Here is a 13,302-nt window from a genome sequence, read left to right on the forward strand (position 1 = left end):
GTGCTGCACGGACGGCTGGGTGGACTACACCCAGAAGACGAACGGGAACGGCTACGTCCTCAGCTACTCCGACTCCTGGACGCACGACTGGGCCTACTGGGCCGACTACCTTTCCGGCAAGGGCCTGAAGCTCGGCGTCTACTACAACCCGCTGTGGGTGACCACATCCGCGGTGAACGACCCGACCAAGACGGTGGTGGGCACCGACATCCCGGTCTCGTCGATCGTGACCAGCGGTGACTGGTTCAACTCCAACCACCAGGAGTACTGGGTCGATGTGACCAAGCCCGGCGCCAAGGAGTTCGTCCAGGGCTATGTGAACTACTTCAAGAGCCTGGGCGTCGCCTACCTGCGCACCGACTTCTGGGCCTGGTACGAGTCCGGCTGGGACCAGAACGCCGGCACGGTCGGCGTCGCCCACGGCTCGACGAACTACGCGACCGCACTGCAGTGGATCTCCGGGCTTCGTCGACAAACTGGAAGCCGCCGAAGCCGGCGCGAAGGTGACCTTCGCCGTCCACGCCGCCACTGCGGGCAGCTACAGCATCGCCTACCGCTATGCGAACGCGACCGGCGCCGCCTCGACCCTGACCGTCGGAGCGCAGGACGCCGCCCGCACCACGATCAGCGCCCCCGCGACCGTCTCGTTCCCGAACCTGGGCAGCAGTTGGGCCACCTGGGGCACCGTCAACGCCTCCATCGGCCTGGTTGCGGGCACCAACCTGATCACCGTGGCCCGCACCGTGGCGGACAGCGGCGCCGTCAACCTTAACTACATCCAGCTCAACACCTGAAAGACTCCCGGCCGGGGCAGTGCCACCCCAGCCGGAGCCCGCCGCCTCCGGGCCCGAACCCTGACCGTCGGGCCCGGAGCAGTGGAACCAAGCGCAACCACGGGCCGCAGGCACCAGCCCGCGACGACAGTTCGGAGGAGAAGAATGGGATGGCGAGCGGACGCCCCGCTTGCGGGGGGCACGAACCCGTGCCGACGGGGAGGGCGTTCATGAGCTTCGCCCGTCGGCCCTCCGTGCCCGTGACCGCGCCTCGGGCCCGGGTCACCGACCTGACCGACACCCCCACGCGGGCCGAGATCTTCGCCCGCGTGCTGACCAGCGGGCCGATGTCGCGCACCGCTCTGGCCACGCAGTTGGAGCTGTCCCCCTCCACCGTCACCCGCGTGCTGACCCCACTGATCGAGGAGGGGTACCTGCGCGAGACACCACCCGAGGAGACCACGCTGGGCCGCCCCAAGCGCCTGCTGCACGTCAACACCGAGCGGCACCTGGCCATCGGCATCAAGATCGCGCCGACCCACGTGGCCGCTGTGCTCACCGACATGGCCGCCCAGGTGCTGGCCCGCGCGGTGCGCCCGATCGCCGACCACACGCCGCCCACCGCACTGGGTGCGGCAGCGGAGCTGGTGGCCGAACTGACCGGACAGGTGCCGGGCGCCGCGGAGCGGATGCTCGGACTCGGGGTGGGCGTCAGTGGCCACGTCGACTCCCGGGTCGGGCTGTGCCGCTACTCGGCGCTGCTGGACTGGCGACACGTCGACGTCGCGGGGCCCCTGGTGGCCGCGACCGGCCTGCCGGTGGCCGTCAACAACGACGTCAACGCGCTGGTGGTCGCCGAGCAGTGGTTCGGCGAGGGCCGGGACGTGAACGACTTCGCCGTCGTCACGGTCGGTCCCGGGGTCGGCTGCGGCCTGCTGCTGGGCGGCACGCTCTACGCCGGGGCCAACGGGATGGCCGGCGAGTTCGGCCACCTGCCGCTCGACCCCGACGGCCCGGTCTGCTCCTGCGGGGCGCGCGGGTGCCTGGAGTCGCTGGCCTCCTCCGGCGCGGTCCTGCGCCACCTGCGCGAGCACGGCGGCGGGCAGTGCGCCGACATCGACGCCGCGATGGAGTTGGCGCGGCGCGCCCCGGCCACCGGCGCGGACCCGGCAGAGGACGAGGCGGCACAGGCCGCCAGGGATGCCTTCGCGGCCGCCGGCGAGGCTCTCGGGAGGGGCCTGGCCGGGCTGCTGAACCTGCTCAACCTCGAAAAGGTCATCCTCGCGGGCGAGGGCGTGGCCGCCCACGACCTGTTCGGCCCGGCGATGACAGCCGCCTTGGAAAGGCACGCGTTCTCCAGCGCGGCGCGCGAGTGCATCCTCCAGGTCGACCCGGTCACCGACGACCTGTGGGCGCGCGGAGCGGCCTGCCTGGTCATCCAGGCCACGTTGACCTGACTTTGCGGGAAGGGGTCAGCCAACTCTTGCGCCACGCACCCCCGTCCCCCGGATTCGTTCGTCAGCTGACGTCCCTGCGGTCACTCCTGCGGTCACTACTTACCTGCGGTCCGGTGGCGGCCTGTAACCAACCCAGGATTCCGGCCGCAGGGGCCCGACATCACCGACGACGCTCCTGCGGCCGGCTCCTCGTCCACGCTCCACTTCTCCGTCCGGCAAGGCAGGTTCCCCTCCCGTGACCACCGATCAACTCCAGGCCCCGGGCCCACCCGGCCAGGCCGGCACCACCGTTGTCGCTCCACGCCGCGCACCCAGGGCGCGCGCCGGCAGGCGCGGCTCCATCCTGGAACGCCGCTACGCCCGCCTGGGCTGGGCCTTCACCACCCCGGCCCTGATCGTCGTGGCCGCGGTGACGCTCTTCCCGATCGTCTTCTCGGTGGTGATGAGCCTCAGCAACGTCAACGTGACGGCCGGCTCAAGCACGGTCTCGGCGAGGCGCTGCACACGGCCGCCGCGCAGGACGCGGTCAACGAGACCTACGCACCGGTGGTCTCCGCTGTTGAGCAACTCCTGCGCGCCTGCGGCGACTCCGCGAGCCTACGGCCCGACCTCGACGCCGCCGACGTCCTGCTCCTGATGGGCTTCATGTGGCGCGTCGCCCCGGACGCGGAAGGCCTCGCCCAGGCCGAGCGGCTGATCGAACTGGCGATCGCCGGCCTGCGACCCACGCCGGGCCCGGCCCCCTCGGCATCAGCGGCGGCCGGCTGAGCGCAGCGCGAGCAGTCTGCCGACGGCAGCCCCTCCGATTGCGCCACCGCACTCCCCCGGGAACACAAACCCAAGCACGTCCCGGCTCTCAGACTCTGCGTCATCGTTCCGGAACAGCGCTCGATTCCTTGGCATCACGTCGGTGCGTCCCCAGGAGGCGGTGTGCGTTGCGGGTGGTGCGGCGCCGCCAGGACTGTCCGAAAGGCGGCGCAACCGCGTCCAGTGCCTCGATTGCGCGAAGTACCTGTTCGTAACGGGTCCAGGCGTAGTCACTTCCGTAGAGCAGGTGGTCAGGCCCGGCGACGCTGGTCAAGGCGTTCAGCTGCCGGTCAGTGGGGGTGCCGGCGAGGTCGTAGTAGAAGCGGGCGAGCGCCGGAGCGACAGTTGGGCCGTCGGCGTCGCCGGCGATCGCGCGGAACAGCTCCAGGCGGTCGGCGAGCAGCGGGAGGACGCCTCCGGCGTGCGGGACGATGAAGCGGATGCGCGGGTAGCGCTGCGCTGCGCCGCTGAGGATGAGGTCGACCACGCTGCGGGCCGCGTCGAAGAGGAACTCGATCATCGGGCGTGGATAGCCCAGGGCCAGGGCCTCGTGTCCGGCGCAACTCGTGGGGTGCAGGAACGCTATGGAACCGCGTTGGTCCAGTTCACTGAGCACCGGGCGCATCCGCTTGTCGCCGAGGTAGAGCCCGGCACTGTTGGTCATCAGGATGACGCCGTCGGCGTGCAGGTCCTCGAAGGCGTGCAGGTCCTCGAAGGCGTGCGGGATCTCGGTGAGGGCGCCGTCGATGTCCGGGAGTGGCAGGGACGCGAAGTACCCGAAGCGACCTGGATGTTCCTGGGTGATTCGGGCGCCGGTCTCGTTGACCTCGTGGGCCAGCGCCCGGGCTTCCTTGTCATCGCCGAAGTGGACACCGGGCGAGGAGACCGACAGGATCGCGCGGGCGATGCCGGCTTCGTCCATCAGCGCCAGGTGGGTATTCGCGTCCCACTGCGGCCAGTAGGCCTCCGGCATGCCGTCAGGCTCCCGCCGGCCGCGGGCTTTCGCGGCGCGAATGTACCTGTCGGTGGTGAAGTGGGCGTGGACGTCGATCAGTTCGTCGCCGTGCATCTCGCACCTCCGTCGTTTCGGGTGGTGACAGCTGTTCAGGCCCGCGCGGACTCGACGGCCAGGGGGACGCCTTGGCGCCAGACGGCACGGACCGAGAGTGTGTCGCCCATGTCCGCGGTGGGATCCCCGTCGACGAGCAGCAGATCGGCGCGCTTTCCCGGTTCGATGCGGCCGCGGCCGGGCAGGTCGAAGTGCTCGGCGGCAAGGGCCGTCGCGGCGCGCAAGGTCTGGAGCGGGGTGAGGCCCGCGCGGACCAGGAGACGGAGTTCGCCGTGCAGGCTGGCGCCGTGCGCCGTGCCGGGGGCACCCAGGTGCGCCGCGTCGGTGCCGGCCAGGACGTCGACGCCCGCCGCGTGGAGCGCCGCCACGGAGGCGAGCGCGTACTGGAAGTTGTGCTGCGGGAGGGTGTGCCAGGTCTCGGCGAGGCTCTCCAGCCACACCTGGGGCACCTTCGGCCGCACGCGTGGATCTGCGGCCAGTTCGGCCGATGCGCCCTGCCCGGTGATCGAGGCCAGGACGCTGAGCGTCGGGATGACGAAGACACCGGCCTCGGCGATGCGCGCGATGATCTGCGGGGTGTACGGGGCGTCGACGAACAGGTGGGTGAGCCCGTCCACGCCCGCATCGACGGCCCGTCGGGTGGCGTCGAGGGTGAGCGCATGGGCGAGGACCTTGAGTCCGTTGGCGTGCGCCTCCCGGACGGCGGCGAGCAGGACGTCCTGCGCGAGGACCGGCACACGGGCCCCCAGGACGTGCCCGTCCTCGATCATGACCTTGAGGTAGTCGGCCCCCTCGGCGACCCGGTCCGCGACAAAGCCGGGTACCTCGGCGACGGACGAGGCAGTGGGCCAAACGCCGTCAAGCCCCTTGCGCAACTGGTGCGGATGGCCGCCTTCCGGCGTGAGACCGACGGACGCGCTGCGCACGTCGGCCAAGTCGAGTGAACCGGCCGTCGTGCGGCGCAGCGGGATCATTGTCTCGGGCATCGAGGTCAGGTCCAGCTCGGTCGTGACGCCGAACGTCAACGCCTGGCGCAGGGCGGCCTCGTCGCTGTGGGTGTGTGCGTCGATCAGGCCCGGCAGCAGCGTCGCCCCCCTCGCGTCCACCACCTCGGCGCCCGACCTGCCGGGTCCCCCGACGGCCGTGATCACCCCGTCCGCGACATGCACGTCCACCGGCCCCAGCCGCCGCTCACCGTTGAAGACCTGCGCGCCGGCGATGACGAACTCGCTCATGCTGACCACACCTTCATCCATGGGTTCGTATATACGAGTTAGGATATATGAGTTGGTGGATGCTGGATAGGATCGTGGACGTGGATGACGAAATGATCGAGATCGCGGTGCTGCTGCGGCGCGCCCAACTGCGCAAGCAGACCAGCTGTGAGGCGGAACTCGCCCAGTGGGAGATGACGCTGCCGCAGTGGGGCATGCTCAACGCGGTCGCCGCGCAACCCGACTCGTCCACCCATGCGCTCGCACTGCTGACCGGGCAGTCCGACCAGTCCGCAGGGGCCGCGGTTGCGCGACTGGAGCACCGGGGGCTGGTCGAGCGGCGCAGCGGCCATGGAAAGGCCATCCTGCACCGGACCACTGCGGAAGGCATGCAGATGTTGGGGCTGTGCGACCGCGCTGTGGCGCAGACCATGCGCACGGCCCTGTCCGGCTTCAACGGGGACGAGGTCCGCGAGCTGCGCGACCTGCTTGAGCGGCTGGCCTGACGAGCCGCCCGATGGGCGATACGGCCACCGCCGTGCGGGCAGGTCACCAGACGGTCCTTCAGCGTTCTGCCGAAGTGCTCTCGAGGACCTGACCGATCAGTGGGACGCCCAGGGCGGTGCTCGAAGTGGCGCCGGCGGTGGTTGGTTCTGGCGTGCCCTCCTGCTCAGGGTGTTGTCTACTGAAATGGAGGCTGCCTCTCATCCGATCAATGCAGGAGATCGCTGACGTGTGCGGTCGTGCCCTCGCCGGACGCCAGGACACGGTCGCCACAGCTGACTGGGCCGAGACACCCCCGGACGAGAGCCTTAGCGGCCCGATCGCCGCCTGCTGAGACACCGCTGCCTGCCACGGACTGCGAAAGCCCCCAGGGGCGCAGGCCCGGGTTCGCCGTTGCTGCACTTCCTACCACCGTGCTCCGCGCGCCGATGGTCCGCGCGTGGACGCGAAGGAGGACGGTTTGCATGGCACGACTGCGGCTCCTGGTAGCCGGTTACCTGGTCTGCGTCGCCGTGGCCACGGTCTGCTATCTGCTGGAACCAGGCTGGCACACGGTGACCTGGGCGGTCATCGGGTTCAGCGGCGTGGCCGCGATCCTGGTGGGGATTCGGCTTAATCGGCCCTCGCACCGACTGCCCTGGTTCCTGCTGGCCGGCGCGAACTTCGCCTTCACCGCCGGTGACACGACGTACAACGTCCTGCGGAGCGTGACCGGTGAGCCGAATCCGTTCCCTTCGCTCGCCGACGCGTTCTACCTCACCACGTATCCGCTGTTCGCCGCCGGGTTGTTCCTGTTCATCCGCTACCGCGCGGTCGATCAACGCGACTGGGGCAGCCTGCTGGACGCGCTGACCCTCACCTCCGGTCTGGCGCTGCTGTCGTGGATCTATCTGATCCAACCCAACACGCAGGCGTCCGGAACGACGTGGCTGGCCAAGGCGATCTCGATCGCCTACCCGCTGGGTGACGTGCTGATGCTGGCGATGCTCGCTCGGCTGCTCGTGGCCGGCAGTACCCGCACGCGTGCCGTCCAACTGCTCACCATCGGCACCGTCGGGATCCTGTTCTCCGATGTCCTGTACGGGTGGTACCAGGTCAACGGCGCCTGGCAGGTGGGCACGCCGATGGATCTGGGCTGGGTGGTGTTCTACACGGCTTGGGGACTCTCGGCGCTGGCCCCCTCCATGGTGGGTCTGACCGAACCGGTGCCTCACCGGGGAGCGGGGATCGCCGGTCGTCGGCTCGGCCTGCTCGCACTGGCCTCGCTGATCGCGCCCGGCATGCTGCTGTACGAGGCCGGCCGGGGGTCCGTCCGCGACGCGGGCGTCATCGCGGTCTTCTCCGCCGTCCTGTTCCTCCTGGTGCTCGCCCGGTTGTCGGGCATGGTCTCCTCCCATCGACGGGCGGTGCTGCGTGAGCGGGCGCTGCGCGTGTCGGCTGCCTCCCTGGTGGCGGCGGTCAGCGTGGAGGAGATCGCGGGCCTGGTCCGGGTTGCGGCAGGGACGTTGCTGTGGCCGGACTCACGGCACGAGGCCCTGTTGGCGCTCGGGGACGCCGCGGGGCTACGGCCGGTGCGCGGCACGCAGACCCCGCCCCCGCGGTGGCGGATCACGCGGGTGCAACTGCTGGCCGGCGACTGGCTGCGGTCGTTGCAGGACGGCAGGTCGCAGTTGGTGGGTGTGGACGAGTTGGCGAGTGGCGCGGGTGGCGTGGCCGGCGTCGGGGGCGATCCGCCGACCGCTTTGGTGTGCCCCTTGATCCTCGAGGAACGTCCCACGGGTGAAGCGCTCTTCGGCGCCCTGGTCGTTGCCGGCCCGCAGCGGCAACTCGAGGAGTTCCGAAGCATCCTGGAGACCCTCGCCTCGCAGGTCGCCCTGGCCGTGGAACGGATCCGTCTGTCCAAGGAGATCGTCCGCCGCGACAGCGAGGCGTACTTCCGGGCGCTGATCCACAATGCCTCCGACGTGATCCTGATCCTCGACGACGACAACACCGTGCGCTACGCCAGTCCGTCGGCCGAGGCGATGTTCGGCCCCGGGCCCTCGAACGAGGTCAGGAGGCTCGCCGACCTGGTCCACCCCGACGATGCCGCCCGCGCGGCCGGCGCACTGGCACGGATGAGGGAGAGCAACCGGGAGCAGGAGCTACGCGAGGACTGGCAGTTCCTGCGACAGGACCACAGCCGGGTCGAGATGGAGGTCAGGTGCAGCAACCTGCGGCACGACCGCACCGTGCGCGGACTGGTCCTGACCCTGCGGGACGTGACCGACCAACGGAAGCTCGAACGCGAACTGACCCACCGGGCCTTCCACGACTCGCTGACCGGCCTGCCCAACCGGATCCTGCTGCTGAACCGGATCGAGCACGCACTCGCACCCCGAGGCCGGGGGCGGGACCGCGGCCTGGTCAGCGCGCTGTTCATCGATCTGGACGACTTCAAGGTCGTCAACGACACGCTGGGCCACACCGTCGGCGACCAACTCCTCGCCGCCGCCGCGCGACGGCTCACCGGCACGTTGCGGGCAGGGGACATGGCGGCGCGGCTGGGCGGTGACGAGTTCGCGGTGCTCATCGAGGGCGTCGACGCGCCCGCGGACGTGGACGAGGTCGCCGACCACATCGTGGCCGCCCTCGCCCAGCCGTTCCGGATCCACGGCGAGACCATCAGCGTGTCGGCGAGCGTGGGAATCGCCACAGCACTGGACAGCTCCGACGGGGAGGAACTGCTGGGCCACGCGGACCTGGCCCTCTACGCCGCCAAGGCGGGCGGCAAACGGCAGTGGCGGCGTTACCAGCCGACCCTCCACAGCGGCATGGTCGAGCGTCAGGAACTGCGGGCCAGTCTCGACAACGCGATCGCCGAAGAGGAGTTCACGCTGCTCCACCAGCCCATCGTGGAGATGGCCAGCGGCGCGATCACCGGCTTCGAGGCGCTGGCCAGGTGGCCCCACGCGAGGCTGGGCCTGGTGCTGCCCGAGCACTTCATCGCGCTGGCCGAGGAGACCGGACAGATCATGCCGCTCGGCGCCTGGATCCTGGAGCGAGCCACCGCCGATGCAGCGCACTGGCAGCACGCGGTGCCCCGGCCGGTCCCGCTGGACATCAACGTGAACGTGTCGGCGCGACAGTTCCGCGACCCCCGGTTCGTGGGCGAGGTACGCCACGCCCTGGACCGGTCGGGCCTGGCTCCCGGCTCCCTGGTGCTGGAACTGACCGAGACGGTGCTGATGCGTCAGAGCGACCAGGTCCGGGCCGACATGAGGACACTGAAGGGCCTGGGCGTGCGGATCGCCATCGATGACTTCGGTACCGGCTTCTCGTCGCTCGGCTACCTGCGGGACTACCCCATCGACCTCCTCAAGGTCGACAAGTCGTTCGTCGACGGTTTGCTCGTCGACGAGCAGCAGGTCGCGCTGGTGGAGGGCATCATCCGGATCGCCAGGACGCTGGGTATGAAGGTGATCGCCGAAGGCATCGAGGACGCCAGGCAGCAGGCCAGGCTGGCAGACATGGGCTGCGAGTTCGGACAGGGCTTCCTGTTCTCGCCACCAGTGAGTGCGGAGGTCGGCGAGCACCTGCTACGGCAGCAGAGCGAGAGCCGCCCCATGGCGACCGCCGCAGCATCGGGAGACCGCTCGGCCGGCCCGAAAGCGACGGGGGGACCGCGGGACGCGCACCCGGCAGGTCGAGGGCCGGCCCGTCCAGACCCGATCTCAGGTCGCCCGCCCAGTGCGGTCGTCAGGCCCTCTCACGCGAAGAAGGAACAGGACATGTCCGATCTGCCGAAGCCGGTGGGCCTGCTGCGCCGTGACACACGCTGGGGCGACCTGGAACGTCTGCGCCAGAGCAGCCCCATGTGCGACGCCGTCATCGACGAGGTACGCGGCCGCCAGATCAGGGTCGGCGACCACTGGCTCACCGACTTCGCCTCGTGCAACTACCTCGGCTTCGACCTGGACCCCGAGATCATGGACTCGATCGATCCCTTGGTCCGACGCTGGGGCACCCACCCGAGCTGGTCCCGACTGCTCGGCAGCCCCCGGCTCTACCCGCAGATCGAGGAAAGGCTGACCGACCTGCTCGGCGCGCCGGACACCCTGGTACTCCCGACCATCACCCTGATCCACGCGTCCGTGATTCCCGCGATCGCCGGCGTCGGCAGCATCTTCGTCGACTCGGCCGCCCACCGGACCGTCTACGACGGCTGCATGATCGCCCGCGGTCAGGGCGCGACGGTACACCGGTGCCACGTGGACGACCTGGACGACCTCGAATCACGGCTGCGCTCGGCTCCGGCCGCACACAGCCGCCTGGTGTGCATCGACGGAGCCAACAGCATGTCAGGCAACCTCCCCGACCTGCCCCTACTCGCCCGTCTGTGCCGCCTCAACGACGCGCTGCTCTACGTCGACGACGCGCACGGCTTCGGCATCATCGGCGAACGCACCCCCGACGAGCCGTGCCCGTACGGCAGCCGGGGCAACAGCATCGTCCGTTACTTCGACGAAGCCTACGACGGCATCATCCTGGTGGGCGGGTTCTCCAAGGCCTACTCGTCGCTGCTCGCCTTCATCGCTCTGCCCACCTGGCTCAAGGACCATCTCAAGGTCGCCGCCGCCCCCTACCTGTACTCAGGTCCCTCGCCCACGGCCTCACTCGCCACCACCCTCGCGGGTTTCGACGTCAACGCCGACCGGGGCGATGCACTGCGCGCCGACATCTGGCGCATGTCCGCCTCCGTTCTGGACCACCTGGCCGCGCTCGGTGTCCGCACCCCGAACACCAGCGGACTGCCCATCATCGAGATCCCCCTGCGTGACAGCGCCGATCTGGAGGCGGTCGCCTCCTTCCTGTGGGACCGGGGCGCCTACGTGACCCTCGCGGCCTACCCACTGGTTCCGCACGACCGGGTCGGGTTCCGGATACAGATCACAGCCGCCAACACCGACGAGGAGGTCGAGCGTCTCAACGCGACCCTGACAGCGCTGGTCGAGCGGTTCGAGCTGCAGCCGCGGGTCTGAGTGCGCACCGTCGACGAGACCGGCCGCATCCGACGGGTGCAGCTCCTGGCACCGCTGGCCCATCGCGACTTCCGGATCCTGTGGCTCGGCATGAGCACCTCGCTGCTCGGCGACGGCGTGCTCCTGGTCGCGCTCGCCTGGCAGGCGTACACGTTGACCGGTTCGCCGAGCGGGATGTCGGCGGTGGGTGTGGCCCTGGCCGTCCCTCAACTCGCCCTTGTGCTCCTGGGCGGTGTCGCCAGCGACCGGCTGGACCGGCGGGCGGTCATGGTCGCCAGCGACCTGGTTCGCGGTGCGTGCCTGACCGTGCTGGCCGCGCTCGCGGTCAGCGGAGAACTGCGCCTGTGGCAGCTGATCGCGGTGGCCGCGGTGTACGGGGGCGCCAGCGGGTTCTTCCCGCCCGCCTTCGAGGCGATCGTGCCCAGCCTGGTGCCTGCAGACCAGTTGGTCGAGGCCAATGCTCTCGACCAGTTCGTGCGCACCGCGACGCTGCAGATTGGCGGGACGGCTGTCGGAGGCCTGCTCATCGCCGTCGCGGGTACCGGCGGCGCCTTCGCTTTCGACGCACTGACCTTCGCCGTCTCGATCGGTTGCGTGCTGCGGATCCGGCCGTTGCCGCCTCCCGCGTCGGAACGGAAGCCGTCGATGTGGGCGGACTTCCGCGCCGGCGTCGGCTACGTCCGCTCCCAGACCTGGCTCTGGGGGACCCTGGTCTCCGCGGCGCTGGCGTACCTGCTCTTCTTCGGCCCCACCGAAGTCCTGCTGCCGTACGTGGTCAAGCAGTTGCTGCACGGCTCCGCGACGGAGCTCGGAGTGGTGCTGGCCTGCGGCGGCGCGACCGCTGTCCTGACCGCCCTGCTCATCGGGCAGACCGGCCTGCCCCGCCGCTTCATCACCTTCATGTACGGCACCTGGACCATAGCCACCCTCGCGGTGGCCGGTTACGGCCTGGCCACCGACACCTGGCAACTCGCCCTGGCCTGCGCGGTCGTCAACGGCTTCGAGACCGCCGGGATCATCGCCTGGGGCACCGCCAAGCAGCGACTGGTACCGGCCCGGCTCCTGGGCCGGGTCTCCGGCGTCGACTGGTTCGTCTCGATCTCCCTCGTGCCACTGTCCTACGCGCTCACCGCGCCTGTCGCCGAAGCCATCGGCGCCCGCCGGACGCTCGTCGGCGCGGGCGCCATCGGCTCCGCGCTCACCCTGGCCTTCCTCTTCCTGCCAGGCATGCGCGCCGTGGAACGCGACCCGAACCCGCACAACCCGCACGCCCCGGGCTGCCCGCAGGCGGACCCCACAACAACGGCAGGAGGCACACCCGTGAACCCGACCCTGAACCACCCGCGCGGGCCGCTACGCAACGACGACGTGGACTGGGACCTGTGGCCGGTGCAGGACTACCTCGCCGAGAACTACCGCGAGCTGCACGCCTGCGACGCCCAGGTCATACGGCACCACTCGGCCTTCTACCGGCGGCTGGCCCCCGGCTCCGTCAGCCGGTCCCTGGAGTTCGGAGCCGGCCCCAACCTCTACCCCCTGATGCTCGCCGCCGGAGCCAGCCGCCGCATCAACGCCGTCGAGTCGAGCGCTGCAGGCGTGGACTACCTGACCCGGCAGCTCATCGGCGGCCCCGACCCGAGCTGGCAGACGTTCTACACCCTGTGCCGCGAGCTGCAACCAGCCCTGCCCACCACCCTGGTTGAGGCACTGTCACGGGTCCACAGCCTGCACGGCGACATCCGGGACGTCCCCGAGGGAACCTACGACCTCGCCTCCATGAACTTCGTGGCCGAGAGCGTCACCGAGGACATCGAGGAGTTCACCACGCTCTGCCGCACCTTCATCCGCGCCGTGCGGCCTGGCGGCCTCCTGGTCGCCGCGTTCATGGAGAACATGCCGCGTTACCGCATCGGTTCGGGGCCGGCCTGGCCGGGTTGCCCCATCGACGCGGACGCCGTCCGCAGCGTGTTCCAACCGCACACCGACCAGCTCCACGTCACCCGCATCGACACCGACCCCACACTGCCGGACTACGGCGACACCGGCATGGTGCTGCTCCATGCGACCCGCGCTGCACACCGCCCGGAACCATGCCGATCTGCCTGATGCGGACGCCGCGTCAGGAAGATCATTTCGGTGGGCGACCTTCAATCACATCACTGTGATTTTATGGTAATTCTTTTTCGCATGTGCCAATTCTTTACCCAACTTCACCGGGATGACTCGTGTCCTAACGTCGCGTGCCGGACTCCGGCAGTCCACTCTCTTGCTAAGCGATCGCCGAACAGGGCCTCAGGACCTGTTGGTTCCTACCGACGGCTCCGCATCGGAAGCCTTCTCGGCTCGATTGTGTAGAGCACCAACTGCCCGTCATGTGTTTCTACGAGAGATTGGGCTTAGATGACACTGAACATCTCTGGTTCGCCTTACTGGCGGACATTGTCCGGTTGGATCGCG

The 13,302-nt window shown here is 69.7% G+C and carries 10 protein-coding genes; 7 read left to right on the forward strand and 3 right to left on the reverse strand.

The window, feature by feature from the left end; genetic code table 11:
- Window positions 1–141 precede the first annotated feature (141 nt).
- A complete protein-coding gene (locus ABH940_RS33150; RefSeq protein WP_370072466.1) occupies window positions 142–285 on the reverse strand; it encodes a hypothetical protein in 144 nt (47 codons plus the stop codon).
- A 218-nt stretch (window positions 286–503) separates the two neighbouring features.
- Here ABH940_RS33150 and ABH940_RS33155 point away from each other — a divergent pair, with 218 nt between their 5' ends.
- From ABH940_RS33155 to ABH940_RS33165, 3 genes are all read left to right on the forward strand, one after another.
- Window positions 504–794 (forward strand): carbohydrate-binding protein, encoded by a 291-nt coding sequence (locus tag ABH940_RS33155; RefSeq protein ID WP_370106964.1) that lies wholly within the window; start codon window positions 504–506, stop codon window positions 792–794.
- A gap of 209 nt (window positions 795–1,003) precedes the next feature.
- Entirely contained in the window at window positions 1,004–2,230 is a 1,227-nt protein-coding gene (locus ABH940_RS33160; RefSeq protein WP_370072464.1) for an ROK family protein, read from the forward strand.
- 369 nt (window positions 2,231–2,599) lie between these two features.
- Window positions 2,600–2,998 (forward strand): hypothetical protein, encoded by a 399-nt coding sequence (locus tag ABH940_RS33165; RefSeq protein ID WP_370106989.1) that lies wholly within the window; start codon window positions 2,600–2,602, stop codon window positions 2,996–2,998.
- A 100-nt stretch (window positions 2,999–3,098) separates the two neighbouring features.
- On the opposite strand, the gene ABH940_RS33170 is transcribed toward ABH940_RS33165, so the two are convergent.
- Complete coding sequence (locus tag ABH940_RS33170) at window positions 3,099–4,106, reverse strand: amidohydrolase family protein (RefSeq protein WP_370106965.1); 1,008 nt, start codon at window positions 4,104–4,106, stop codon at window positions 3,099–3,101.
- A 35-nt stretch (window positions 4,107–4,141) separates the two neighbouring features.
- Entirely contained in the window at window positions 4,142–5,341 is a 1,200-nt protein-coding gene (locus ABH940_RS33175; protein WP_370106966.1) for an amidohydrolase family protein, read from the reverse strand.
- 80 nt (window positions 5,342–5,421) lie between these two features.
- Here ABH940_RS33175 and ABH940_RS33180 point away from each other — a divergent pair, with 80 nt between their 5' ends.
- The 4 genes from ABH940_RS33180 (at window position 5,422) to ABH940_RS33195 (ending at window position 12,951) form a co-directional block, all read left to right on the forward strand.
- Window positions 5,422–5,826, forward strand: coding sequence for a MarR family winged helix-turn-helix transcriptional regulator (locus ABH940_RS33180; protein WP_370072461.1), 405 nt, complete (start codon window positions 5,422–5,424; stop codon window positions 5,824–5,826).
- A gap of 209 nt (window positions 5,827–6,035) precedes the next feature.
- Complete coding sequence (locus tag ABH940_RS33185) at window positions 6,036–6,158, forward strand: hypothetical protein (protein ID WP_370106967.1); 123 nt, start codon at window positions 6,036–6,038, stop codon at window positions 6,156–6,158.
- A 130-nt stretch (window positions 6,159–6,288) separates the two neighbouring features.
- Complete coding sequence (locus ABH940_RS33190; RefSeq protein ID WP_370106968.1) at window positions 6,289–10,845, forward strand: aminotransferase class I/II-fold pyridoxal phosphate-dependent enzyme; 4,557 nt, start codon at window positions 6,289–6,291, stop codon at window positions 10,843–10,845.
- Window positions 10,846–12,951 carry an MFS transporter gene (locus ABH940_RS33195; RefSeq protein WP_370106969.1) on the forward strand — a complete coding sequence of 702 codons (2,106 nt, stop codon included), beginning with the start codon at window positions 10,846–10,848 and terminating at the stop codon, window positions 12,949–12,951. It abuts the gene before it with no gap.
- The last annotated feature ends 351 nt before the right edge of the window (window positions 12,952–13,302 follow it).

The sequence above is a fragment of the Streptacidiphilus sp. BW17 genome (genome assembly GCF_041262485.1).
Taxonomy (GTDB): Bacteria; Actinomycetota; Actinomycetes; order Streptomycetales; family Streptomycetaceae; genus Streptacidiphilus.